At 39.5% G+C, this 26,958-nt stretch carries 24 protein-coding genes; 19 read left to right on the top strand and 5 right to left on the bottom strand.

Going from position 1 to position 26,958, the window contains the following annotated elements; translation table 11 throughout:
• The first annotated feature begins 124 nt into the window (after positions 1-124).
• Complete coding sequence (locus G631_RS0102380; RefSeq protein ID WP_026488086.1) at positions 125-1,150, top strand: substrate-binding domain-containing protein; 1,026 nt, start codon at positions 125-127, stop codon at positions 1,148-1,150.
• On the opposite strand, the gene G631_RS0102375 is transcribed toward G631_RS0102380, so the two are convergent.
• The 4 genes from G631_RS0102375 to G631_RS0102360 all read right to left on the bottom strand — a co-directional run bounded on the left by G631_RS0102375 (position 1,140) and on the right by G631_RS0102360 (position 4,341).
• Complete coding sequence (locus G631_RS0102375; protein ID WP_026488085.1) at positions 1,140-1,976, bottom strand: DegV family protein; 837 nt, start codon at positions 1,974-1,976, stop codon at positions 1,140-1,142. The two genes, G631_RS0102380 and G631_RS0102375, sit on opposite strands and share 11 nt — an antisense overlap.
• A gap of 75 nt (positions 1,977-2,051) precedes the next feature.
• Positions 2,052-2,795 (bottom strand): LytR/AlgR family response regulator transcription factor, encoded by a 744-nt coding sequence (locus G631_RS0102370; RefSeq protein WP_026488084.1) that lies wholly within the window; start codon positions 2,793-2,795, stop codon positions 2,052-2,054.
• Between the two features lie 25 nt (positions 2,796-2,820).
• Positions 2,821-3,114: a DUF1294 domain-containing protein gene (locus G631_RS0102365; RefSeq protein WP_026488083.1), complete on the bottom strand. Its 294-nt coding sequence runs from the start codon at positions 3,112-3,114 to the stop codon at positions 2,821-2,823.
• Positions 3,115-4,341: an argininosuccinate synthase gene (locus G631_RS0102360; protein ID WP_026488082.1), complete on the bottom strand. Its 1,227-nt coding sequence runs from the start codon at positions 4,339-4,341 to the stop codon at positions 3,115-3,117.
• Between the two features lie 283 nt (positions 4,342-4,624).
• On the opposite strand from G631_RS0102360, the gene argC reads away from it, so the two are divergent.
• The 15 genes from argC to G631_RS0102285 all read left to right on the top strand — a co-directional run bounded on the left by argC (position 4,625) and on the right by G631_RS0102285 (position 20,951).
• Positions 4,625-5,677, top strand: coding sequence for an N-acetyl-gamma-glutamyl-phosphate reductase (argC, locus tag G631_RS0102355; protein WP_026488081.1), 1,053 nt, complete (start codon positions 4,625-4,627; stop codon positions 5,675-5,677).
• A gap of 14 nt (positions 5,678-5,691) precedes the next feature.
• Complete coding sequence (locus G631_RS0102350) at positions 5,692-6,135, top strand: GNAT family N-acetyltransferase (protein ID WP_026488080.1); 444 nt, start codon at positions 5,692-5,694, stop codon at positions 6,133-6,135.
• A gap of 30 nt (positions 6,136-6,165) precedes the next feature.
• On the top strand, positions 6,166-7,389 hold the full coding sequence (gene argJ / locus G631_RS0102345) for a bifunctional glutamate N-acetyltransferase/amino-acid acetyltransferase ArgJ (protein WP_035789236.1): 1,224 nt from the start codon (positions 6,166-6,168) through the stop codon (positions 7,387-7,389).
• A 48-nt stretch (positions 7,390-7,437) separates the two neighbouring features.
• The gene (argB, locus tag G631_RS0102340) at positions 7,438-8,331 is read left to right on the top strand and encodes an acetylglutamate kinase (RefSeq protein ID WP_026488078.1); all 894 of its coding nucleotides are present in this window, start codon (positions 7,438-7,440) and stop codon (positions 8,329-8,331) included.
• 44 nt (positions 8,332-8,375) lie between these two features.
• Complete coding sequence (locus G631_RS0102335; protein ID WP_242829047.1) at positions 8,376-9,575, top strand: aspartate aminotransferase family protein; 1,200 nt, start codon at positions 8,376-8,378, stop codon at positions 9,573-9,575.
• Positions 9,572-11,071: a sugar ABC transporter substrate-binding protein gene (locus G631_RS0102330; RefSeq protein ID WP_026488076.1), complete on the top strand. Its 1,500-nt coding sequence runs from the start codon at positions 9,572-9,574 to the stop codon at positions 11,069-11,071. Before G631_RS0102335 ends, G631_RS0102330 begins: the two co-directional genes overlap by 4 nt.
• Before the next feature lie 97 nt (positions 11,072-11,168).
• Complete coding sequence (locus tag G631_RS17720; protein ID WP_051196733.1) at positions 11,169-11,813, top strand: helix-hairpin-helix domain-containing protein; 645 nt, start codon at positions 11,169-11,171, stop codon at positions 11,811-11,813.
• Between the two features lie 13 nt (positions 11,814-11,826).
• Positions 11,827-12,507, top strand: coding sequence for a response regulator transcription factor (locus tag G631_RS0102320; protein WP_026488075.1), 681 nt, complete (start codon positions 11,827-11,829; stop codon positions 12,505-12,507).
• A gap of 12 nt (positions 12,508-12,519) precedes the next feature.
• Positions 12,520-14,037, top strand: a complete 1,518-nt coding sequence (locus G631_RS0102315; RefSeq protein ID WP_026488074.1) for a sensor histidine kinase — start codon at positions 12,520-12,522, stop codon at positions 14,035-14,037.
• Positions 14,034-14,978, top strand: a complete 945-nt coding sequence (locus tag G631_RS0102310; RefSeq protein ID WP_026488073.1) for a GerMN domain-containing protein — start codon at positions 14,034-14,036, stop codon at positions 14,976-14,978. The genes G631_RS0102315 and G631_RS0102310 overlap by 4 nt, the downstream gene beginning before the upstream one ends.
• Positions 14,979-14,996: 18 nt before the next feature.
• A complete protein-coding gene (locus G631_RS0102305; RefSeq protein ID WP_081671194.1) occupies positions 14,997-17,249 on the top strand; it encodes a DNA internalization-related competence protein ComEC/Rec2 in 2,253 nt (750 codons plus the stop codon).
• A gap of 72 nt (positions 17,250-17,321) precedes the next feature.
• Entirely contained in the window at positions 17,322-18,338 is a 1,017-nt protein-coding gene (gene holA, locus G631_RS0102300; protein ID WP_051196731.1) for a DNA polymerase III subunit delta, read from the top strand.
• Between the two features lie 132 nt (positions 18,339-18,470).
• Positions 18,471-19,103, top strand: a complete 633-nt coding sequence (locus tag G631_RS0102295) for a DUF1653 domain-containing protein (protein WP_026488070.1) — start codon at positions 18,471-18,473, stop codon at positions 19,101-19,103.
• Positions 19,104-19,131: 28 nt separating this feature from the next.
• Positions 19,132-20,157: a glycosyltransferase family 2 protein gene (locus G631_RS0102290; RefSeq protein WP_026488069.1), complete on the top strand. Its 1,026-nt coding sequence runs from the start codon at positions 19,132-19,134 to the stop codon at positions 20,155-20,157.
• 83 nt (positions 20,158-20,240) lie between these two features.
• On the top strand, positions 20,241-20,951 hold the full coding sequence (locus G631_RS0102285; RefSeq protein ID WP_026488068.1) for a phosphatase PAP2 family protein: 711 nt from the start codon (positions 20,241-20,243) through the stop codon (positions 20,949-20,951).
• Positions 20,952-21,010: 59 nt separating this feature from the next.
• On the opposite strand, the gene G631_RS0102280 is transcribed toward G631_RS0102285, so the two are convergent.
• On the bottom strand, positions 21,011-21,976 hold the full coding sequence (locus G631_RS0102280; RefSeq protein ID WP_026488067.1) for a diacylglycerol/lipid kinase family protein: 966 nt from the start codon (positions 21,974-21,976) through the stop codon (positions 21,011-21,013).
• A gap of 174 nt (positions 21,977-22,150) precedes the next feature.
• Between G631_RS0102280 and glyA the strand changes: the two genes are divergently transcribed.
• The 3 genes from glyA (at position 22,151) to G631_RS0102265 (ending at position 26,776) form a co-directional block, all read left to right on the top strand.
• Entirely contained in the window at positions 22,151-23,389 is a 1,239-nt protein-coding gene (glyA, locus tag G631_RS0102275) for a serine hydroxymethyltransferase (RefSeq protein WP_026488066.1), read from the top strand.
• Between the two features lie 1,102 nt (positions 23,390-24,491).
• A complete protein-coding gene (locus G631_RS17715; protein ID WP_051196729.1) occupies positions 24,492-25,754 on the top strand; it encodes a glycoside hydrolase family 3 N-terminal domain-containing protein in 1,263 nt (420 codons plus the stop codon).
• Between the two features lie 140 nt (positions 25,755-25,894).
• Complete coding sequence (locus G631_RS0102265; protein ID WP_051196728.1) at positions 25,895-26,776, top strand: YitT family protein; 882 nt, start codon at positions 25,895-25,897, stop codon at positions 26,774-26,776.
• Positions 26,777-26,958 lie beyond the last annotated feature (182 nt).

Genomic DNA, 26,958 nt, shown 5'->3' with positions numbered 1-26,958 from the left:
TTTGCAATATGTAATATTGAATAAAATAAAATGGTCCTTTTTGCACAATATTGGATAAATTAATTAGTGCATTGAAACTTAAAATTAGTTTATACTGTTATTATCGTAATAAAGGAGAAAAAGTATGTCAAAAACAGTTAGACTTAAAGATATTGCGGACAGAATAGGCGTTAGCACAGTTACAGTATCCAAGGCTCTTTCTGGACAGAAGGGTATGAGTGAGGACCTTAGGGAAAAGATTCATGCTCTGGCTGATGAAATGGGCTATGTTCCTTCTGTTTCAAGAAAACAGGATTTCTCCAATAAAAGTTATACCATTGGTGTTCTTATTTCTGAAAATTTCATGAGCGAGTATAGCTCTTTTTATACCAGAATGCATCAGCAGGTATCGCAGATAGCCATGGATAGGGGCTGCTTTACTATGCTTGAAGTTATTTCTGCCGATAATGAGAAGAACAAGGTGATTCCACGCCTTGTTGAGGATAAAAAGATAGAAGGAATCGTCGTAGTTGGAAGGCTTGATCAGGAGTATCTTTCTGCAATCAAGGAGCAGAGCGGAATTCCTATGGTCTTTCTTGATTTCTGCAATCACTCTGGGGATGAGGATGCGGTTGTATCTGATAGCTATAATGGAGCTTATTGTCTTACAAATTATCTTTTTGACATGGGGCACAAGGATATTGCCTTTGTTGGAACAATACTGGCATCAGGAGTTATTACAGACAGATATCTTGGATATACCAAGTCTCTTATGGAGCATGGGCAGCCTTACAGGGGAGACTGGATCATTTATGACAGGGACCTGGAAACTGGAGTGATGGATTATAATAAGTTCTTTAAACTCCCAAAAAAGATGCCTACAGCCTTTTTCTGTAACTGTGATATGGCTGCAAGCATGCTTATTAGAAAACTAAATGAAAGTGGCTATAGAGTACCTGAGGATATATCTGTAGTGGGATATGATAATTATCTTTTCCCAGGGTTGTGTGACATAAAGCTTACCACCTATGGTGTAGATACCTATGAGATGGGCAGAAATGCAATCTTAAACCTTATCCGTAAGATAAGCGGAGAGAGGTACAGACAGGGAATCATGATCCTCGAGGGCCATATGATAGAAGGCGAAAGCGTCAAAAGAATCAGCAGGTAACTACGATTCCTCCGTCGCCTGCGTAGGTTGTAGCAACTCCTGCAGCATCTACTATAAGTGCCTTTCTAAAAGGAATCTTTTTAAGAAGGAGATCCTTAACAACTGCAGCTCTTTCATAGCAGTTTACATGGGTTATCATAAGGGTCTTTTCTTCTGGATTTAATATTTCTCCGGCAACAAGCTCTGTCATCTTGATAAGAGCTTTTCTGATGCCTATTCCCTGGCTCTTCTGGGCAATTTCTCCCTTAATACCACAACATACGGGTTTGATATTGAGCGTAGTAGCTACAAGGGCCTTGACACCTGTAAGACGGCCGTTTTTGCGAAGCGTTTCAAGTGAGTCAAGAACAAAATACGTGAGCATCTCGTCTCTGTATTTCTCAAGAGATTCAACTACCTGGTCAAAAGACATACCGCTATCAGCCAATTCCATGGCTTTTAGGGCAATCTGTGCTTCACCACAGCATGCGGAAAGAGAATCAACGATATGGATGTTCTTATGTCCGTATTCTTCCAGATATAACTCTTTACCAAGGAGGGCGCTGTTGTAGCTACCGCTAAGCTTGGAAGAGAGAGTAACAACATAAATGTCCTCAGCATCACTTACAAAGGATTTCATATAAAGCTCTGGAGAAGGACAAGCTGTTCGTGCACAGTTTTCTGAAGCTGCTACCTTGGCCAGGTAATCTGCCTGATCAAAGGTTTCGTCATCAATAATAGTATGATCATCTATCTGTAAGATAAGTGGAATAATCTGAAATCTGGGGTCTTTTCTGTATTCTGATGGAAGGTCGCAACAACTATCAACTACAATTTTATAACTCATAAAGCCTCCATTTGGTAAAAAATCTTTTTAGATAATAACATTTACTGACCCATTAGTAAATGCATTGATTACAATTTAACTATCGCTTTTATTATTAAGATTCTTAACTATTTCTCTAGCCTCGGAAATGGCATTTCTATAGGAAAGAGAGATTCTAAAGTTCTCATCGTCATCCATAGTAACCTTGCCAAAACCAACCTTTTTGATGTGATTTATATTGATTATGGCATTGTCGTTTACAGGGCAGATCTGTGGGAATATAACGCATTGATCATAGAAGTTGTAAATATCATCAATGAGTGTTATAGTCCTGCCATCTGCAATCTGGACTATGACTTCGGCGCCTTTTTTCCTGGCGTAAACTATATCATCGTTTTTTGCGTAAAAAGCACCTTCCTTACCCCTAAGTTCCAGTGTCGGAATAGGGTCGCCCTTAATTTTGCGAATCTCGTCCATGGTACTTGTAAGCTCTGCAACTCTTATAGGCTTGTCGATGAACATCAGGTTTGGTATATCAAGACCTGATTCTTCATACTCCTTACGGTAATCAATAGTTGATACGCACAGTATTATTGGACGAACTACCCCTGCGTCCAGTAAAAGCTTGACTATTTCAAAACCAGTAGGAGTGCTTGTAGTCATATCGATAAACAGGCCGTCGTACATCTGTGGATATCGCAAAAAGGCTTCTACATTACCGTAGGAGTCTATATAAAGGCGTTCTCCGGTTTCCTTGAAAAATCTGTCGGACTGCCTCCCCAAAAGCCTTTCTGTCTGCTTTCTGTCAGCTATGTTGTCATCGCATACCGCAATATGCATTTTTTCATCCTCCCCAAAAACACAATTAAATAAAGCTAAAAGATATTGGAAGCCAGAACAAAAGAGCTACAAGGCCAATCTGGATAAGTAATATCAAGGGCATTCCTACAAGGAAATACCAGTGTTTGGTCTTGTGCCTAAAAAGGAACATTCCAATTATAGATCCGATGCTGCCCCCAACTATGGCAACTGAAAATAGGGTTGCCTCAGGAATGCGGAAGGCATTTTTCCTGGCCCTCCGCTTGTCTATTCCCATTAAGGCAAACCCTAGAACGTTTGTGATCACTAAATATATGATTATAAGATATAAAGAATTCATTTAATTATTGTTTGATTCTACTTCCTGCATCTTCATGGCACGAACCTTTGAAGAAAGGCCAAAGAGATTGATAAAGCCTTCTGCGTCGTGATGATCATAGAGATCACCAGTCTTGAAAGATGCAATGCTCTCATTGTAGAGAGAGTAAGGTGACTTGGTGCCAGCCTTAATGATATTACCCTTATAGAGCTTAAAGGTAACCTCACCTGTTACATACTTCTGTGTTGACTGAATAAAAGCCTGCTCAGCTTCTCTAAGAGGAGTGAACCATTTCCCTTCATAAACTATATCGGCAAATTTGTTGCCCATATCTTTCTTCATTGTATAGGTATCACGGTCTAAAATCAACTCTTCAAGCTGCTGATGAGCCTCATATAAAATAGTTCCGCCTGGGGTTTCATAAACGCCGCGGGATTTCATTCCAACAACGCGGTTCTCAACGATATCAACGATACCAATTCCATTTTCTCCACCAAGCTTGTTAAGAGTGCGGATAATATCGGAAACCTTCATCTCTTTTCCATTGACAGACTTAGGAACGCCGCCCTCAAAGGTCATTGTAACAGTTGTAGGAACATCAGGAGCATCTTCTGGAGTTTTGCCAAGAACTAAGAGATGCTTGTAATTGGGCTCAAGTGAAGGATCTTCAAGCTCAAGGCCTTCATGCGAGATATGCCAGAGGTTACGGTCTCTGCTGTAGCTTGAGTCAGCAGAAAATGGGAGATTGATTCCATGTGCCTTGCAGTATTCAATCTCTGATTCACGAGAATCCATGGTCCACTTGTCATTTCTCCAGGCTGCGATGATCTTGATATCAGGCGCTAGAGCCTTTATGCCAAGCTCAAAACGGATCTGATCATTGCCTTTTCCTGTAGCTCCGTGGCAGATTGCAACAGCGCCTTCTTTTCTGGCAACTTCTACAAGTTTCTTGGCAATAAGTGGACGTGCCATTGATGTGCCGAGAAGGTACTTGTTCTCATATACAGCATGAGCCTGAACGCAAGGAACAATGTATTCATCGCAGAATTCATCTACAACATCAAGAATGTATAGCTTACTGGCACCACAGCTAAGAGCTCTTTCGTTAAGACCGTCAAGTTCCTCTTCCTGGCCGCAATCAATGCAGACACAGATTACTTCGTAATCAAAATTCTCCTTGAGCCATGGAATGATAGCTGTAGTATCGAGACCACCAGAGTATGCAAGAATAACTTTTTCTTTTGCCATTATCGTAACCTCATCTTTCTTCTTATTATTTAATCGTTTATTATTATATATGTGCGACTTCCCCAACTATTAAAATGTAAGCTAAAAACGTTCACTAAATAGTTGCTTCCAAATCAATATAAAACAAAAATGTATAAAATGCAATATATAATGCATAAATATTTAAAAAATACATAAAACGATGCATAAATATTAAATTTTCTATTGCATAATACAATTTGTGGTCGTATACTGAAAAAAATTATTCTTAGTTCCAAATACTATATGTGAGAGGATGCAAGAGATGATAAGGGTTGGAATTATTGGTGCAACAGGTTATGCAGGGGCAGAAATTGCCAGGATCCTTTTAGGTCACCCTGAGGCAGAAGTTGTATGGTATGGCTCCAAAAGCTATGTGGGAGAAGAGTTCTCTAATGTTTTTGGAAGCCTTTTTTCTATAATAAATGACAAGTGCCTGGATGATAATATGGAAGAACTTGCGGATAAGGTGGATGTGATCTTTACAGCAACCCCTCAGGGGTTATGTGCTTCTCTTATAAATGAGGAGATTCTTAATAAGGTTAAAGTCATTGACCTCTCAGCCGATTTCAGGCTCAAGGATGTGAAGGTGTATGAGGAATGGTACAAGATAGAGCACAAGGCACCAGAGTTTATTGATGAGGCTGTCTATGGACTCTGCGAGATTAATAGAGATAAGATTAAGGGCGCAAGACTTGTGGCTAATCCAGGCTGCTATACAACCTGCTCAATTCTTACTGCTTACCCTCTTATAAAGGAAGGACTGATTGATCCTGACACACTTATTGTTGATGCTTTAAGTGGCGTGACAGGGGCAGGAAGAGGCGCCAAGGTTGCAAATCTCTTTTGTGAGGTCAATGAGAGTTGCAAGCCATATGGGGTTGCGAGCCACAGACATACACCTGAAATAGAAGAACAGCTTGGATACGCTGCCGGAAGAAAAATGGTGATAAATTTCACCCCTCACTTGGTTCCTATGAATAGAGGCATTCTTGCTACAGAGTATGCATCACTTGTAAAAAAGGATGGCAAACTTCCAGATTCTTCGGATATTAGAAGGGCCTACGAGAAGTATTATGGGGATGAGATTTTTATCAGATTATTGAAGGATGGAGTTTACCCGGAGACCAGATGGGTGCAGAGCAGTAACTTCGTTGATATAGGCTTTAAGAATGATGAAAGAACCGGCAGGATCATCATGATGGGTGCAATTGACAATCTGATAAAGGGCGCAGCAGGTCAGGCAGTTCAGAATATGAATATTATGTTTGGATTAAACGAGACAGCAGGGCTTAAACTTGTTCCCAAATGTCCATAAGGGGAGTGACATAAATGGTACGTATAATGACAATTGAAGATTATGACCAGGTCTATGCCCTGTGGAATTCAATCCATGGATTTGGGCTTAGGACTTTAGATGATTCCAGGGAAGCAATTGATATCTTTTTAAAAAGAAATCCTACTACCAGCGCAGTAGATGTGGAGGACGGAAAAATAGTGGGCGCTATTTTATGCGGTCACGACGGGAGAAGAGCCTGTTTTTACCATGTTTGTGTGAACGAGCAGTACAGAATGCACGGTATAGGCAAAAAGATGGTGAACTTTTGCTGCATGCAGCTAAAAAAGGAGAAGATAAACAAGGTTTGCCTTAATGCGTTTGTGACAAATGAGGTTGGTAATAAGTTTTGGAAAAAAATGAACTGGACTCTCAGGGATGATATGAATTATTACGACTTTGTTCTAAATGATGAGAATAAGACTGTATTTGTTCCCTAGTTGATTTCAGAAAAAAGGATGGGTGATGAAATGAAGGTTATAGAAGGCGGAGTTACAGCTGCGACAGGGTTTGAAGCTACAAGCGCTATGGCGCAGATAAAATATAAGGATAGGACAGATATGGCTCTTGTTTATTCCAAGGAGCCTTGTGTATGCGCAGGAACCTTTACTTCAAACGTTGTTAAGGCAGCCTGTGTAATGTGGGATAAAAAGATAGTTGAGTCTGGAGAGCCTATGCAGGCTGTCGTTATAAATTCTGGTATCGCCAATGCCTGCACAGGAAAAGAGGGATTTGATGCCTGCGAGGCAACAGCAAAGGCTTGTCAGGAACATCTTGGTGTTCCTTATAATACTGTTGCTGTTGCTTCTACTGGAGTAATAGGAATGCAGCTTCCAGTAGACAAGCTGGTAGCGGGAGTTGAGGCAATGAGTAAGACTTTGGATGGCAGCATTAAGGCTGGCACTGATGCTTCCAAGGCAATAATGACAACTGATACAGTTAATAAAGAGGTGGCTGTATCTTTTGAAATAGATGGCAAGACAGTTACACTTGGAGGAATGAGCAAGGGATCAGGAATGATCCATCCTAATATGTGCACTATGCTGGCCTTTATTACTACAGACCTTGCGATCAGCAAAGCTCTTTTGCAGGAGGCTGTAAGTGACGTTGTAAAGGATACCTTTAATATGATCACTGTAGATGGAGACACATCTACAAATGACACTCTTTTATGCATGGCTAATGGCCTTGCTGGAAACAAAGAGATAACTGAAAAGTCAGATGACTACAACACATTTAAGGAAGCTCTTTTATTTGTCTGTGAGTATCTTGCCAAGAAAATGGCTGCAGATGGAGAAGGTGCAAGTAAGCTTTTTGAGGCCAAGGTCGTAAATGCAAGGGATAAGCAGGATGCAAGGATATTATCAAGAGCTATAGTTGGTTCTAATCTGTCAAAGACCGCTATTTACGGCTGTGATGCTAACTTTGGAAGATTTTTATGTGCCATGGGCTATTCTGGAGCAGAATTCGACCAGAACGATGTGGAGCTTTATTTCGAAAGTGAGTTTGGAAAGCTCAAGGTTTTTGATAAAGGAACACCTATCGTTTTTGATGAGGACAAGGCTCTTGAGATTATGAAGGCTGACGCTGTTACAGTATTTGTGGATATGAATGAGGGAAATGCATCTGCTACTGCCTGGGGATGTGACCTTACCTATGATTACGTCAAGATAAATGCAGATTACAGAAGCTGACAGGGAAAAATTACCTGTGCTATCAGATTATATAGTAGGAGGAGTGCTATGGATAAGGATATGCAGGAAGTACTAAAAAAGGCAGAGGTGCTTGTGGAGGCCCTTCCTTATATTCAGAAGTTTAACAAAAAGGTCATTGTTGTTAAATATGGCGGAAGTGCCATGAGTAATCCGGAACTTCAAAAAAGTGTAATAACGGATGTTACTCTTTTAAAACTTGTTGGATTTAAGCCTATTATAGTTCATGGTGGCGGCAAGGCAATCAGTAACTGGGTTTCTAAGGTTGGAAAAGAGGCCGAGTTTGTAAATGGACTTCGCGTAACTGATGCGGAAACCATGGAAATAGCAGAAATGGTCCTTGGAAGAGTTAACAAGCAGCTTGTGACTATGGTTCAGGAACTGGGAGTTAAATCAATAGGAATAAGCGGTAAGGATTCAGGTCTTTTACATGTTACCAAAAAGTTCTCTGATGGGAAGGATATAGGCTTTGTAGGGGAGGTTGATAAGGTTGATCCCAAGGTTTTATTTGACCTTCTGGATAATGACTATCTACCAATTGTAGCTCCAGTTGGCTTTGACGATAATTTTGACACCTACAATATAAATGCTGATGATGCTGCCTGCGCGATTGCCAAGGCTGTTGGGGCAGACAAGCTGGCTTTTTTGACAGATATCGAGGGTGTGTACAAGGATATCAAAGATCCGTCTACCTTTATTTCTAGGCTTACCTGTTCAGAAGCAGATGCCCTTATTGCAAGCGGAAACATTGGCGGTGGAATGCTTCCTAAGCTAAATAACTGCACAAATGCCATAAGAGAAGGCGTTAATAAGGTGCATATCCTGGATGGGCGAATTCCACATTGCCTTCTTCTTGAAATCTTTACAAACAAGGGTGTTGGAACAATGTTTATGTCTGATAATGAGCTTGCAAAAGAGGCCTGATAGGGAGGACTCCATGATCATGATTAGAGTAAGGAGATGACAAAATGAGCGAGACAATGCAGAAATATATTGATGAGGCAGAAAAGGCACTTCTTCATACCTACAACAGGTATCAGATTGTATTGGACAGGGGAGATGGAGTTTATTTATATGACACAGATGGCAAAAAGTATCTTGATTTTGTTTCGGGAATAGCTGTTTTTGCTCTTGGGTACAATAATAAAGAGTATAATGATGCCCTTAAAACCCAGATTGACAAGCTCCTTCATACATCAAACTATTACTATAATGTTCCCGCAATAGAAGCTGCCAAAAAGATAAAAGAAGTTTCGAAAATGGACAGAGTCTTTTTTACAAACAGTGGAGCTGAGGCGGTAGAAGGTGCTTTAAAGGCTGCCAGGAAGTACTACTATAATAAAACAGGCAAAAATGACGGGGAGATCATTGCAATGAACCATTCCTTCCATGGAAGGACCTTCGGTGCATTATCTGTTACAGGAAATCCCCATTACAGAGAAGCATTTGAACCAATGATCGGGAATATTAAGTTTGCTGATCTAAATGACCTTGATAGCGTTTATAAAAATGTTACTGATAGAACATGCGCTATTATCCTTGAGACAGTTCAGGGAGAAGGCGGCATTCACCCTGCCACAGAGGAGTTTTTATCAGGACTTAGGAAATTGTGCGATGAAAAAGATATTCTCCTGATCCTTGATGAGATACAATGCGGAATGGGAAGAACAGGCTACATGTTTGCCTGGCAGAAATATGGAATAAGGCCTGATATCATGACCACAGCCAAGGCACTTGGATGTGGAGTGCCTGTTGGAGCATTTCTTATGACTGAGAAAGTAGGGGCAAATTCTCTGGTCGCCGGTGATCATGGAACCACCTATGGAGGAAACCCTTTTGCTTGTACAGCTGTCAGTAAAGTACTTGATTTATTTAAACAGGACAATATAATAGAGAATGTGAAAGAAGTTGCTCCTTATTTAGAAAAGCGCTTAGATGAGCTTAAGGACCAGTATGATTTCATAGTTGACCGAAGAGGTGCGGGTCTGATGCAGGGTCTTGTTTTTGACAGGCCTGTTTCGGAGGTGATTGGAAGGGCTCTTAACAAGGGACTGATCCTGATAAATGCCGGTTCTGATATAATCAGATTTGTTCCACCTCTTATTATTACGAAAGAGGATGTGGATGACATGATCGGCATTTTGAGATCTTGTCTGGAGTCTGTATGAAATTAAGAATCAGAATTTTTTCTATTATACTAATAGCATGTACCCTTGCGGGCACCATGGTGTATGCCCGCTCGGGACAGAGCATTTTTGAAAATCGTTCGCTATTTCCAGGGAATAAGACAACAGTTAGATTATGGTATACGGATGACTCGCTTACCAGCTACCTTCAGAGTAGAGCGGTAGCCTATTCAGAGAGTAATAAAAGTGTTCGTATAGAGCCTGTTCTTGTTTCCGGCCTGGAATATCTTGAAGAAATCAATAAGGCTTCTCTTACAGATGATAATTACCCTGATCTTTTTATAATAACAAATGATTCATTGGAAAAGGCCTATCTGGCTGGACTTGCTATGGAGATTACAGACGGGGAGGATTACCTTTCTGAGGAAATGTTTCCAAATGCAGCTATCAGCTCAGTAATATATGACAACAGATATATAGCCTATCCTTTGTATTTTGAAACAAGCTCACTTGTATACAACAAGACTTATCTGGAAGAAATGGCTGTTGAGAATATGCAGTCAGAGATAGATGCTGCTGACGGAGAAGCTGCTCAGAACGCTATAGACAGCGCATCAGAAGGCGCATCAGAGGGTGCATCAGATGAGAGCACAACTGAGACCAGTACAGAGATAACACAGGTTATGATTGATGAAGAGGTTGAAAAGAGCCTTCCTCTTACAATTTCTGATATTTTGAAGTTTTCACAAAGCTATAACGCCCCTGAGCAGGTTGAAGCGGTGTTTAAGTGGGATGTAACAGATATTTTCTACAACTACTTTTTTGTAGGAAATTATATGAATGTTGGCGGAAGAGCTGGTGATGATGTCAGCAAGATTGACATATATAATACAGATACGATCAGCTGCATGAAAATTTATCAGCAGCTTAACCAGTTCTTTGCTATAGATGCAGATGATATTGACTATGACAAGGTAGTTAGTGATTTCATAGACGGCAAGATAGTATTTACCGTTGCAACTACTGATATTCTCGCCAAGATCAAGGAAGCGCAGGATTCGGGAGAATGTCCTTATGAGTTTGCTGTTGCAGATATGCCAGGGCTTACAAGTGACTTCGGAACGAGGACAATGTCAGTTACTAACTGCATTGTAGTCAATGGTTATACGGAGCACATTACAGAAGCCAATGCAGTAGCCAGATTTCTGTGCAATGATAATTCAGGCGATATTTATACCAATAGTGGCAAGATTGCAGCTCATTATGGAGTAAGATACAACGACAGTAACATTTCAACATTCTTAAATGTTTACAATGATTCAGTTCCTATGCCCAAGACTATTGAAACCAGCAATCTATGGATGGAACTTGAAATAGCTTTTACAAAGATATGGAATGGAGAGGATTGTAATTCAACTCTCAAACAGGTATCTGAAAGCATCATGACTCAGGCTACAGGTGAGAGCTATGTGGAAGAGACTATTCCTGATCCGGATGATGAGGCTATCACAGCGGGGCTTACAGAGGATAGTGACTGAGATAGCACAAAGCGACATTATTTCTAATGGAGTTGCTTTATTTTCTTTAATAAAATAAAATAGATAATGCATGGCGGGGTCCTCTGATGGAGGAAACATGCGTAATATTTTAATAACAGTATTAGTACTGATGATGGTACTTACAGGATGTAGACGGGCAGATTCAGCAGAGGTTATTTTAACTGATGACAGTTTAGAAAGTGCCAGTATACAGATAACGGATGATGATAATGAGGCTTTAGCCAGAGAAACTAGCGATGGTGGAACTTCTGACAAGGAACTTGTAATATTTGTCTGTGGAGCAGTTAACGAACCTGGAGTCTATTACCTTAAGGAAGGGCATAGGGCTGTTGATGCTATAGAGGCTGCGGGTGGCTTTTCAGAAGATGCTGATAAGACCATTGTTAATCTGGCGGCTCCTTTATCAGATGGTATCAAGTTGCAGATTCCAACTAAGGAAGAGGCGGCAGGAGCTTTGGCTGATGGCAGGTCTTTTGACAGTGCTATTGATGGAAGTCTTGGAAATTGTTCTTCTCAGGTAAGTGATGGTAGTCTTGTTAATATAAATAGGGCTTCAATTGACGAACTCAAGACTTTGCCGGGGATAGGCGATGGGATTGCCGGCAAGATTGTAGATTATCGCTCAGAAAATGGCAATTTTACTTGTATAGAAGATATCATGAAGGTATCAGGCATCAAAGATAAGCTGTTTTCTAAGATCAAGGATCATATAACAGTATAGAAATGGTGGAGAAATGGGTAAAAAGGCGCTAGTAGTAGATGATGAGAAAATAATAGTTAAGGGCATTAAGTTTAGTCTTGAGCAGGATGATATTGAAGTTGACTGTGCCTATGACGGACAGGAAGCTCTCGATAAGGCGAGAACCAGTAACTATGACATCATTCTTCTGGATGTTATGCTTCCAGTAATGTCTGGCTTTGAAGTATGCCAGCAGATCAGAGAATTTTCAAATGTTCCGATCATTATGCTGACTGCCAAGGGCGATGACATGGACAAGATACTTGGCCTTGAATACGGAGCAGATGATTATATTACCAAGCCTTTCAATATTCTTGAAGTTAAGGCCAGGATCAAGGCTATCATGCGTAGAGCTAATAAGAGCTCAGAGAATAAGGGTGTTATTACTTATGGCGATCTTAAGCTTCATGAAGAGTACAGAAGAGTGTTTGTAGGTACTAGAGAGATCAATGTAACAAGCCGTGAGTATGAGCTTTTAGAACTTCTTGCATCAAACCCTGGCAAGATTTATTCAAGAGAAGAGCTTTTGACCACTATTTGGGGAAACGATTATCCTGGAGATGTAAGAACTGTAGATGTTCACATCAGAAGACTTCGTGAGAAATTAGAGCCAAACCCAAGCGAGCCAAGATATGTTCGCACTAAATGGGGAAGTGGCTATTATTTCCAGGCCTGATAAGTTGACCTTATGAAAAATATAGTAAATAGCATTATAAAAATCTTTAAACAATTAAAAATCAAGGACATTCTAAAGAGTCTTAGAGTGCGATTCTTTATAGTAGTAGCTATCACAGGTTTACTATCTTGTGTTTTCATGCACAAGATAATCCTGGCTAGCTATGAAGATCGTGCTGTCAGTGTCAAATCTACCGAGGTTCAGACTCAGCTTAAGATCTTGGCTAATCACCTTATTGTTTACAATTACTTGCAGGATCCATCCTCTGATGTGATAAATGCAGAGCTGGATATGCTGGCTAATCTTTATGATGGACGTGTGATGGTCATAAATGACGACCTTAAGGTTGTTAAGGACACCTATAGCATCAGCCAGGGTAAGACCATTATTTCAGAAGAAGTTGTAAAATGCTTGAAGACTGGTTCAAAGGGAACTATGTCCAGCTACGATCAGGGAAACGGCTATATAGAGTTGATCACACCTATTATTGAAACTCAGCTTATAGAAGAACAGGATGTATCTGAAAAAGGTGATAGTAGTGAGGTGGTAAGAGGCGTTCTTCTTACAAGTGTTTCTACTGACACAATTGCTACAACATTGGAAATTCTGGATAGAAGGGCTACTACAATTGAAATTCTGATTGTTATGGTAATCATAGCTTATGCGGCTATAGTTTCATATGCCTTGTACAAACCTTTTGACCGAATTACAGCTGCTATCAATGATATCAAGGAAGGATATACAGATAAGCCTATTGTTGGCCCTAATTATTTGGAGACAGAGCAGATCATCAAGGCCTTTAATGCGCTTCTTCGCAGAATGAAGGTTCTAGATGACTCTAGGCAGGAATTTGTATCAAACGTATCTCACGAGCTCAAAACACCTATCACATCGGTCAAGATTCTGGCGGATTCTCTTTTGGCTCAGGAAGATGTTCCCAATGAGGTCTATAGGGAATTTATGAAGGATATAGGCCATGAGATTGACAGAGAGGATAAGATAATCAACGATCTGTTGGCCCTTGTCAGAATGGACAAGACTTCAGCTGGCCTTGTTATAACAGAGGTTGATGTAGTTGATCTAACAGAAGGTGTATTAAAGAGAATGAGGCCTATTGCCAGGAAACATAATGTTGAACTTGTTCTTGACAGTAAGAGGGCTATTACAGCTGAAATCGATGAGGTAAAGATATCTCTTGTTATCATGAACCTTGTTGAGAATGCTATTAAGTATAACAAGAAAAATGGATTTGTAAGAGTTGAACTTGATGCAGATCATCAGTATTTTTATATGGATGTTATTGATTCAGGAGTTGGAATTCCTGAGCAGGCTCTTGATCATATCTATGAGAGATTTTACCGGGTAGACAAGTCAAGGTCCAGAGAGATTGGTGGCACAGGCCTTGGCCTTGCAATTGCGCGAAATGCCGTATTGATGCACAGAGGATCAATTGATGTAAAGAGCACTTTGGGTGAGGGCACAACCTTTACTATCAAGATTCCGCTATTTAATTCAGGGAAGAAGCAATGACAGGAAGAATAAATGTTAAAAACTTAATACTTCGTTTTGGATTTATCCCTGCGCTTTTAATGGTTTTGGTTATGGGGACAGGCTGTGGGAAAAATACGGCCACTTCAGACAAGACCATAAAGGTTTACTATGTCAATGCGAGTGAGACAGGGATTATTTCTCAGGACTATGAGCTGACCTCTTCTATGGATGATTCTGATGCTGCAATTACTGAACTTATCAGTGTATTAAAAGAGATGCCTGACAGAATGCAGTATGAAGCTCCTATTTCCGGAGGAATAGAGCTTATAGGGTATTCACTCCACGATAAACTTTTGACTCTAAATTTCAACCCCAATTACCTGGAACTTGGAAGAACCATAGAAATTCTGGATAGGGCAGCAATAGTAAGAACCTTTACTCAGCTTGACAGTATCGAATATGTGTCTTTTCAGATTGAGGGTACTCCTATAACTGACCATTATGGCAATGTTATCGGTAACATGTCTGCTGATACTTTCATTTATAATGCTGGTAATGAGATCAATACCTATGAAAAGGTTGAACTAAAGCTCTTTTTTGCAAGCAGCGACGGAACAAAGCTTGTTCCGGTTTATAGATCTGTTGTATATAACAGTAATATCTCAATGGAGAAGCTTGCTGTAGAGCAGGTTATAAGTGGACCTAACACGGATATTGCCTTTCCAACGCTTTCCAAAGATGCCAAGGTTAAGAGTATCAACGTTAAAGACGGAGTCTGCTATATTGATTTTGACAGCGCATTTTTATATCAGCCCAATTCGGTTTCTGCAGAAGTGGCTATTTATTCTGTAGTAAATACACTTACAGAGCTTCCAAATATAAATAAGGTTGTTTTCTCGGTAAATGGTGAATCAGCCTTTACTTATATGGACTATCTTATAAATGGATCCTATGAGAGAAATTTGGATCTCATCGACTAAATAAGGAAAACTAATAATATGAAACGACCGTTATGCTTTTTATCATTAGTAATAACGGCGATTGTCTATTTATATCTTGAATTCTTTTTATCTGATCACCTTTTTGATCATTCAAAGGAAGATGGTAATAAAATACAAATAGTTGGCATGGTTGACCGCAAGGAATACCGTGTCGATTATTTGGGAGAGTTATCACCTGTACTCTATATCATTCCACAAGAGAGAAAGATAAGCCTTTGTAATAAATACATTCAATGTTATATGTCTAAAGAGGATTATAAGGAACCTAAGGTAGGTGAATACGTAATGGTTTCTGGCATTATAAAATCCTTTTCTTCCGGGAGAAATCCTGGTGAATTTGACTCTCGCCTTTATTATTCAACACTTAAAATTGAATATAGGATAAAAGATGCTCAGATTATTAAAAGAGCAGGAAATGAGAATAAAGTATATGAGACACTTTATCAGATAAAGTATAGCCTGGAAAAGGTACTTGATGAAAATCTTGATAGTAAAGATTCATCTGTTATGAAAGCGATACTTCTAGGAGATAAGGCCTTTATGGATGAGAATACCAAAAGACTCTACAAGGACGCTGGAATAATACATATTCTGGCTGTAAGTGGCCTTCATATTTCTATTCTGGGCATGGGCCTTTACAGGCTTCTAAAAAGACTAAGGCTACCCATGATCCCTAGGGCGCTTATGCCAGTTATATTAATGTATTTCTATGGCCAAATGTGTGGGATGAGCTCGTCCGCAGCAAGAGCAATTGTTATGTTTGCTTTAAGTCTTCTGGCTAAGGTGATTGGAAGAACTTATGATCTTTTATCTGCCCTTTCTCTGGTGGAACTTCTACTTCTTATTGAGCAGCCCTTGTATTTGTATAACAGCGGTTTTCTTTTCTCCTTTGGGGCAATAGTTGGAATTGGATATATCATGCCAGCTGTAATCAAACTGATTCCAAAAGAAAAATGCAGTCGCCTAAAGTTTGCAGATGACAAAAAAGAGGGGCTTTTCAAGAAAACTCAAAACTATGTAAAGAGTAGTCTGATCGCAGGCTTGTCAATCTTTCTTGCTACAGTTCCTGTATATATGAGCTTTTATTTTGTTTATCCAATACAGTCGGTATTTTTAAATCTTTTTATCCTGCCTCTGATGGCGCCTCTTATGATCCTGGGAATAATACTTATGGTCTTAGGGCTTGTATTAAACACCAGAATTGTCATTGTGAGTGCTATGATACATTTGATCCTTAAATGGTATGAAGCCTTGAGTGTGCTTTCAGCAAGACTTCCTGTTGGGAAACTGTATCTTGGTCATGCCAGCAAGCTGCAGATTCTTATTTATGTCTTGGGACTGCTTGTTTTTGTGACCATGATAGAGAGAACGCGTAATAGAGAAAACTACAAGTGGGGAGTTCTAATACTTGGAGTTTCTCTGACTTTTCTTTTGCTTGATCCAAGACCGGAGCTCCAGATATCAATGCTAGATGTAGGACAGGGGGATGGCATAGTTATAAGGACCAGAAGAGAAAATTATTTGATAGATGGAGGAAGCACTGATAAAAAGGATATAGGCAAGTATACTATAATTCCTTATCTGTATTATGAAGGAATAGGAACTCTTGACGCAGTTTTTATAACGCATGAGGATGAGGACCATATATCCGGCGTTTTTGAAATAATGGATGATATGGAAAAAGGTGGGATCAGGATTAAAAATCTAGTAATGCCTGATATTTCTGAAGCTTCAAAGGGTGAGAACTATAAAAGGCTGATAAATAGAGCAAAAGATCTTAATATTCCTGTAAGCTATATCAGCTGCAAAGACAGGATCAATTCTGCCGTTGAAATAAGATGCCTTAATCCTGTGAGCAAGATGACTGTAGAAGGAGCTAATGCTTATTCTTCAGTTCTGTATCTGAAGTATAAAGATTTTTCCGCACTGTTTACCGGTGATGTGGAGGGGGATGGCGAAAGGCATTTATTAGATGATATAAAAGGTAATCAGGAAATGCTTCAGAAAATAACGCTCCTAAAGGTGGCTCATCATGGTTCTAAGAATAGTACAAGCAAGGAAATGCTTGATTATCTGAATCCAAGGATTGCGCTAATAAGCTGCGGCATAGACAATAGATACGGTCATCCTCACAAAGAACTTCTGGAGCGCTTTGATGGAGGTAGTACAAGAATTTATAGGACTGACAGGTCAGGAGCAATTACTGTGACTGTGTCAGGGCAGAAAGTGATGATAAGGGAATTTCTATAATAACAAACGCTATGACGATAATAATGTGAATTTTACGCGCTCTGTGTTAACATATTAATTGGAGTGTAAAAAATGGCGGCTAAGACATCAGATTTTTCAGTAAAACAAAGACAAATAAATGAAGATATAAAAAATGCCACTTTTAAGCAGTGTTATCTGATATATGGGGAGGAAGCCTACCTTAGAAATCAGAACAGGGATAAGCTTGTTAAGGCACTTTCAGGAGATATGGCATCCATGAATTTTTCTAGGTATGAAGGAAACGATCTTAATCCTGGAGAGATTATTGATATGGCTGAGACAATGCCTTTTTTGTCAGATAAGAGAGTTATCCTTATAGAAAATAGTGGCTTTTTCAAGAACGGATGCCCTGAACTAGCAGATTATCTGAAGGCTCCAGCTGAAACTACCTTTTTTATCTTTGCAGAAAAGGAAGTAGACAAGCGTAAAGATATCTACAAGACTGTATCCAAGAATGGCTTTGAGATGTGTTGTGATGAGCAGGATGAGGGCATTTTAAAGACCTGGATTGCAGGCAAGGTCAAGAGCGAGGGCAAGAGCATTTCTCCAAGGGCACTTGCCTTTATGATAGACAGGGTAGGCACTGATATGTCCAACATTAGCACGGAGCTTGAAAAGCTAATTTGCTATTGCATGGATAAAAGCGAGATTACAGAAGAGGATATAGAAGCTGTCTGTGCAAACTGGCTTACAAACCGCATCTTTGCCATGACAGATGCCATAGTAGAGAAAAATCAGAAAAGAGCCATTGACCTATACTATGACCTTCTTGCCCTTAAGGAACCGCCTGCTAAGATACTGGCCCTTATTACAAGGCAGTTTAACCTGATGCTTCAGGTAAAAGAAATGAGCGATAACAGAAGGGACAATGGTTCTATAGCAAGTGCTGTAAAGCTGGCACCATTTCTTGTTGGCAAGTATATAAACTGGGCAAAGGGGTATTCCAGAGAAGAACTTGTCGAAACTCTGGAACTTTGCGCCGGCAATGATGAAGCTGTTAAGACTGGTAAACTCGATTATGTTATCAGCGTAGAAATGGTGATCATCAAGTGCACAGCAGGTAAATAAAGGCTTTTTACCACTTTAAATGTTTTGGGGATTTGAAATAATGAAGGTATGGGATTATACTAGGAAATGGTTGCGTGGGTATTTTGCAACTATATCTTGTATATAACTGTATATATAGTATGGAGGATAGTTGTGAACAGACCAAGACCAGTACCACAGGAATTATATAGACATTTCAAGAACAAACTGTATCAGATAATTTCTATTGCCATTCATTCTGAAACGAGAGAGGAAATGGTAGTTTACCAGGCTCTTTATGGGGACTATAAGGTTTATGTGAGGCCTTTAGATATGTTTATGTCTGAGGTTGATCATGTTAAATATCCTGATGTTACTCAGAAGTATCGTTTTGAGAAGGTAGAACCTGAAACAGTATCACCTGACAAGCCTATAGAGATGGCTGCAGACAAGACTGAAAAAGAAAATATGTCAGAAAGCAATGAAAAGTCTCATATTGCTACGGAGAGAGAAAAGTTCAGAAAAGAGCCCTACAAGCATTCACAGATAATGGATAAGAGTGTGGATGAAGAGGCCCAGGAACTTAATCTTGATCCTCTTGTCATCGAGTTTATGGATGCTGATCTTGCAGCTGACAAGAATGACATCTTATCCAAACTCAGACCTACGATCACCAATGAGATGATTGATATTATGGCTTTATCTCTTGGAGTGGTTGTCAATGAAGGCGATGTGTATGACAGATACAATGATCTTCGCACATGTCTCAATACTATGGAGAAATTTGAGAGTACTAGGCTCAGATAATATATAGATTTAAGGAGTTTATTTAGAAATGAAATTACTTTCAATTGCTGTACCATGCTACAATTCTGAAGGCTACATGGAGAAGTGCATCGACTCACTTCTTGTAGGTGGCGAGGATGTTGAAATCCTGATTGTAGATGATGGTTCCAAGGATAAAACTGCAGAGATAGCAGATGCATATGCTGCTAAGTATCCTACAATCTGCAAAGCTATCCATAAGCCCAATGGCGGACACGGCAGTGCAGTTAATGCAGGTATAGAAAATGCTACAGGTCTATATTTCAAGGTCGTTGATTCAGATGACTGGGTAAAAGAGATCGCGTATCGCAAAATTTTATCAACTCTTTCAGAACTTGTTGGAGGAGAGACAACGCTTGATCTTCTTATCAGTAACTTTGTTTATAACAAGGTTGGAGAGAAGAGACACAAGGTAATGAGATACAACACAATGTTCCCTATTGAGCAGCTCTTTACCTGGAAAGATATTAAGAGAACACCTAAGGGACATTACCTTTTAATGCACTCTGTTATCTTTAGAACAAAACTCTTACAGCAGTGCGGACTTAAGCTCCCTGAGCATACCTTCTATGTAGACAATATTTATGTATTCAATCCACTTCCTTTTGTTAAGACCATGTACTATCTGGATGTTAACTTCTACTATTATTACATTGGTCGAGAGGATCAGTCAGTTAATCAGAAGATCATGCTCTCCAGAATTGATCAGCAGCTTCGTGTTAACAAGCTCATGGTTGACTATTATGTAGAGAATTATGGTATGATCCGCTCCCAGAAAGAGCGTCATAAATACATGTTCAATTACCTTGAGATCATTACCGCTATTTCATCAGTTCTTTTGATTACTGAGGATACCAAAGAGAATCTTGCCAAGAGAAAAGAACTTTTGGAATACATCAAGGAAAAGAACTACCTCCTGTATCTTAAGATCAGATACAGCATAGAAGGAACATATATCTACCTTCCAGGTAAGGGAGGAAGAAAGATTACTCTTGCTGGCTACAAATTGTTACAGAAGATTTTCCACTTTAATTAATTGAATTATTGTGGTAGAGTAATCGAAGGTTTTATTTCATTGTTTTTAGGCATTTGGCTGCCAGATGCCTGTGAGGGATTATTATGAAAAAATTATATGAGGAATGGACGGGAAGGAGTATGAACAAAGAGACCTTTCGTGATCTTTTAAAGCTTGCGACTCCGATCTTTATATATGCGCCCATTTATCTTTATTGGTTTATTCTTATTGAGAAACACAAGTTTTCGCATTATGCAGTGATACATACAGTGGTGGATGACCATATTCCTTTTGTGGAGGCCTTCATTATTCCGTATTTCATGTGGTTTGCTTATGTAGCACTTACATTATTGTTTTTTATGGTATCTTTTGATGTAGAGGATTATTACAAGAATTTCTTTTTCCTGGCAACAGGAATGACAATATTCCTTATAATATCAACGCTGTTTCCTAACATGCATAACCTAAGGCCTGTTACTATGCCAAGGGATAACGTGTTTACTCATTTGGTTCAGTTTATTTATAGCACAGATACGCCGACGAACCTCTGGCCTAGTATCCATGTCTATAATTCAATAGGAACCATGATAGCTGTTCATCACAGTAAGAGATTTAATAAAATTGGTGTTATTATCATGGATATAATAGGAGCGCTTATTATTTTATCTACTCTTTTTGTTAAGCAGCATTCTTTCTACGATGTAATAACAGCATTTATCATGGCAATCATTTTCTACATTGTCTTTTATCACAGCTCCTTTATGGAGAGCTTCTGTGTCAGACAGGAAGAGAAGGTTGCTGTCAGATATAACTAATAATGAATTAAGCCTGCCATCGCTAACAAGCGGTGACAGGCTTTTTCTTTTTATTCATCTTAATTCATCATGTTAAGCTTTTTCTCCAGACATTCCCAGGTGATGTTGTCAGATTTTACGGATACTTCACCATCAGTGTGGACCCACATGGGCTTATCTGTTTTGATGTTTACCTTTTGGACTACATGATGGCCTATTCCTTTTATCCAGAAATAGTGACCTGTAAATGAAAAGGGCAGTGCATATAACATTCTGTATACAGGCATATTTCCAGCATACACAAGGTCAAATTTGCCATCAGATAGATCTGCCTTGGGAGCAAAATTAAAGCCTCCTCCCTCGCAGTGGTGTATCATGGCAGCAATAAAGATAAAGCGCTTTAAGTGGATCACTTCTTTATCATCAAGAGTTATGTCGCAGGGAACCTTCTCTACGCCAAGGAGCTGCCTTATAGCTATTGATCCATATGTTAATTTTCCAAGGCCTATCTTATTTAAAAAATTCTTGGTGCCTGATGATAGCGCCTGCTCGCATACAGCAGCATCAAAGCCTATTCCGGAACTAACATCAAACATTCTTGTTACAGAAATCCTGTCTTCATGAAGCCTTGAAGTCTCTCTTGACATGGAATTATAGGTTAGCCTGCCAAGATCTAAGGTGCGTGTCTTTTTACCAGCTATGATCTGGTCTATCAGGTCATCAACTTTCTTGGGATAAGAAAGATCCCTTGCAAAATCGTTACTAGAGCCAATAGGAATATAGCCCACAAGAGTGTTTTCAAAATCCTGTATGCCGTTAATTACCTCATTCAGGGTTCCATCTCCGCCAAGAACAACCAGCATTTTAGTCTGAGATTCAGGCTCCTTATTAGTGAGATTCCTGGCAAGCTTTGTTGCATGTCCCGGACCTTTAGTAAATACAGCCTGGTATTTTAAACCTTTTTCTGTAAATTTAGCCTCTAGTTTTTCCCAGATTTCCTTGCCCTTGCCAGATCTGGCTGAAGGGTTAACAATGCAGTAATACATATTTTCATACCTTCCCCGAAAAAAGTCAGGACATATAGCCCTGACATTTTGTTAAATAATAAATTATTGTAATTATTATAGCATTTTTTTTCTTGGTATGTTACGATATGCAAGATGTTGCTTTAGCACATTACATTGCAAAAGAAAAAGTGTTGTTAATAGGAGGAGTTCGTTATGTATTCATTGGAAGAATTAAGAGCAGTTGACCCAGAAATTGCATCTCTTATTGAGAAAGAGGTGGATAGACAGAATGATCATATTGAATTGATAGCTTCTGAGAACTGGACCAGCAAGGCGGTTATGGCGGCTATGGGAAGCCCATTGACCAACAAATATGCAGAAGGACTCCCTGGAAAAAGATATTATGGCGGCTGTTATGTTGTAGATGAAGTTGAAAAGCTTGCTATCGAGAGAGCAAAAGAGCTCTTCCATTGCGACTATGCTAATGTTCAGCCTCATTCAGGTGCGCAGGCTAATCTGGCTGTACAGTTTGCTCTTCTGCAGCCTGGGGATACTATCATGGGAATGAACCTCAATCAGGGCGGACATCTTACCCACGGTAGCAGCGCTAATATTTCTGGAACTTATTACAAGGTTGTTCCTTATGGTGTAGACGAGAATGGTGTTCTGGACTACGAGGAGATGTACAGACTTGCAGTAGAGCATAAGCCCAAGCTCATCATTGCTGGCGCATCAGCTTACTGCAGAACTATAGACTTCAAAAAGTTTAGAGAAGCAGCAGATGCCTGCGGAGCTGTGCTTATGGTTGATATGGCACATATTGCAGGACTTGTAGCAGCAGGAGTTCACCCAAGCCCATTCCCATATGCTGACGTTGTTACAACCACAACACACAAGACTCTTAGAGGACCTAGAGGAGGACTTATTCTTTGGAATCAGGCAGCTCAGGATAAGTACAAGTTTAACAAGGCAGTATTTCCTGGAATCCAGGGTGGCCCACTTGAACATGTAGTTGCAGCCAAGGCTGTATGTTTCAAGGAAGCTCTTTCTCCTGAGTTTACAGAATATGGTCAGAATATAGTCAAGAATGCCAAGGCACTCTGTAAGGGTCTTATGGATAGAGAAATTCAGATCGTTTCTGGAGGAACTGACAATCACCTTATGCTTATTGACCTTACAAACTTTGGCCTTACAGGAAAAGAAGTTGAGGCATGGCTTGATGATGCTCATATAACAGCCAATAAGAATACAATCCCTAATGAGCAGCAGTCTCCATTTGTCACAAGCGGTATCCGCCTTGGAACACCTGCTGTAACAACAAGAGGAATGAACGAGGCAGATATGGATGATATTGCCGAGGCAATATCTATTGTTATAAAAAATAAGGGTGAAAAGAATGATGAGGCAAGAGCTATTATTGCAAAGCTAACATCCAAGTATCCACTCAAATAATAAAATTATGACACCATATGATACTTGTAGAATAATGATCATATGAAGAAGCGGCCCAAAGACCTAGTGTACTGACACTAGTACAGATCTTTGAGCCGTTTTTCTTTTGCACATAGCTAAGTATGTAACTGGCTACTGAAAACATTTATTGCTGGTTCGAAATCAAAAGTTTCAGACAATTTATGTGTACTTGAAGGTGCGCTTTCAAAAACACAAAACGGAAAATCGACAATTGGTAAATATCAATTTAAAACATATTTCTGAGCTTTACAGTAAAATCAACATTTCTACAGATGGGCGTGAAGGGCAAAAATGAATATTTTAAATTGTATATATTGAATATACAATTATAATAATTGAGTGATAATTAGACAATTACAGTACAATTATCAAATTAATCAAAAGATATTTTAAAAATGTATTGACAACTTAAAAGGGGTTGCATATAATAAAAGCATCTAAAGAAACAAAATACTTCTCCAAAGATAATCAGATCAATTGGAGAAAGAAAGGCAGGTACACTCCAAAGGGATAGTTAGTTAAAATATTCAGAGAAAGGATGGTACGGACCACCAAACTAAGAAGTTAGTAGTATAAAAGATTTTAAGTTTTGTTAGATCGGTTTTAAAAAGAAATTAGAAGTAAGAATTAGAAGTAAGAAAACAGCTATCGAGTACATGAAGAGTGGTAAGTGTAATATAAGTATCTTACAGCCACAGCATATGAATGCAAGAGTTAATGGAAAGAATAAGCTGAGAACTTGGAGGATCAGTCCATTGGACGAAATATTTGAAGTTAATAAGTACTCGGCATAGGGCAGAAGCAGGTTATATCGATGAAGCTTCTGCCCTTAGATTTTGTCCATTTTTATTACTTTTTATTTTTTTGTTTGTTTTTGGAAACTGTCTGATCAGCTATCAATCAAAAATCCCTAGAAATTGCATGTCTGGTTTGAACACTACACAATATATATGATAAAATTATGTTGGTGTCAAAAGAAATTATCGACACCTTATGATAAGAAAAATACTGTAGGATTACAGGATTTATATAAGGCAAATGCCTTTATTAATATTGATGCCAGGATGCATCGGGGGAGAGTATGGGAAGATTAGAAGAACAGGATTTTGATGAAAAGAGGCTGGCTCGCAGACAGCGTAGGAAAAAGAACCAGCTTATTGCATTTATATCATTATTTACATTTTTTGCTATAATCGTTATCTTAGTTTGTTTTGGAATAGGTGCAATTAAAAAGGTTATCGGAGAAAAGAAGGCTTTGCAGGAGCAAGCAGCTCTCGAAGCTTCTATAGAAAATGAAAATGTTGTGATAGAGACACCATCTGATGTGGAAGAGGAACCTGTAGAGATGTCAGAAAGCGATGTCCTTGAGGAAATAGTAAATGGATGTCTTAATGAACTGACATTGGAGGATAAGGTTGCAGGTTTATTTATGGTCACTCCTGAACAGCTTACAGGTGTAGAAACTGTAGTCAAGGCAGGGTCCAGTACTCAGGATGCGCTTTCCAGGTATTCTGTATGCGGACTTGTATATTCACCCAAGAATCTGAAGTCTCAGGAACAGGTATCTGAGATGATAAAGAGTACAAGGGATATGAGTAAATATCCTATTTTTGTAGCTCTAAAAGAGGATGGATCTTCAGAGGGAACTATTTCTGCATCTTTGGGCGGATTGGATATTCCTGAGATCAACAATTCTGATACCGCATATAGCGCTGGAACAAATATTGCAGCTGCTATGTTCAAATATGGCTTTAATTTTGATCTGGCTCCGAGTGTTGATGTTTCTGAGAATGGAAAATATGGAACTGATGTGGCATTGGTTTCAGATGTGACAGTTTCGTTTACCAATGCTCTAAGTGACGGTGGCATATTTGCCTGCCTGTACGATTTCCCGGCAAGTACTTCTGACAGCGAAATTACGAAAGATGAGTTAATGGCGGGCAACTATAGTGTATATCAGAAGACAATTGGAGATGGAAGTGTAAGCGCAGTAATGATGAGCAATGGCTCTTTTCCGGGACTTGTTTCTGTTGATACACCTGCTTCACTTTCTTATGAGATTATAGGGGGCGAACTCAGGAACAGCGTTGGATTTGATGGAGTCGTCATAACGGGCCCTCTTGATCAGGAGGCTATAACAAGTAAGTATTCATCTGCAGAGGCCGCAGTAAGTGCTATTGCTGCCGGAGCTGACATTATCTATCTTCCAGAGAATTTTGAAGAGGCATATCAGGGAGTCCTGGATGCAGTATCAAATGGGAAGATAACTGAGGAGAGAATAGACGAATCTCTTAAGAGGATTTATAGACTTAAGTATGCTGACAAGGTTGGCCAGACAAACTGAATAAATAATGTATAGAGCTTTATATTTTATGTATAAAGCTCTTCCTTATGTGATAAGTTCGTGATAGAATGAGATTTGCTTTTTCGCTTTGAGGTGAAAAAGTGTTGCATATTTATTAAGTATAGTGGGGAATTAGTAGTATGTCAGAGAGACAAAAAAAGATCGTATTTACTCTTAAAAAGGATCTCATCCGTTTGATAGTGGTGCTGCTTGCGGCATTCCTTATGGCCATGAATATCCAGACCTTTATTAACGCAGGGGGACTTTATCCAGGTGGAGCGCAGGGGCTTACGATTATCATCATAAGAGTGGCTTCTAAGTTTTTTGGTATCAATATTCCATATACTCCGGTTAGTTTGATCCTGAATGCTATTCCTATCTATATAGGTTTTAGATTTATTGGAACCAAGTTTACTTTGTTTTCGCTTGTGATGGTTCTGGCAAACGGTGTGTTTGTCGATATGCTTCCTATTTATTCTGTTACACATGATCCGCTTCTGATTGCTGTATTTGGTGGTATTGTCAATGCAGTTGCTATTACAATGTGTCTGGACGTAGATGCGACCAGTGGCGGTACAGATTTCATTTCTATCTTTTTATCACAGAAAAAGGGAATTGATGCGTTCCCAATAATCCTTGCGGGAAATGTAGTTCTTTTGACGATAGCGGGTCTTTTGTTTGGATGGGACAAGGCTCTTTATTCAATGATTTTCCAGTATGTATCAACTCAGACACTGCATGTTCTATACAGAACCTATCAGCAGAGAACTTTATTTATCATCACGGAGTATCCTGATGAAGTCTGCAAGCTTATATATGCCCAGTCTAGTCATGGTGCGACCCTGATAGATGGTGAGGGCTCCTACGGCCACAACAACAAGAAAATTGTATATTCAATTGTAAGCGCGGCCGACACCAGAAAGCTCATCCCTCTGATAAAAGAGATCGATCCAAAGGCTTTCGTAAACTCCATCCGCACAGAAGAAGTCATGGGCAACTTCTACATGAAACCCCGCGACTAAATCCGTTTGTCACCATTTTCAGTACATTAATATCCCCCTCCCCTCCGAGTAAGTGGGGAGCGATATTCATGGAAGTTTTTTTCGTCTGCGTAAGGAGGAGGGATTCATGAGACTTCTGGAGGGGCATAAGAATTCTGCTTCGGTTCAACATGTCTGAGCGCCAAGGGGCAGCTTTTTACTCA

It is taken from the genome of Butyrivibrio sp. XBB1001 (genome assembly GCF_000424505.1).
GTDB lineage: Bacteria > Bacillota > Clostridia > Lachnospirales > Lachnospiraceae > Butyrivibrio.
The sequence above is the reverse complement of the archived record's forward strand: the minus strand, read 5'-3'. Positions and strand labels throughout refer to the sequence as shown.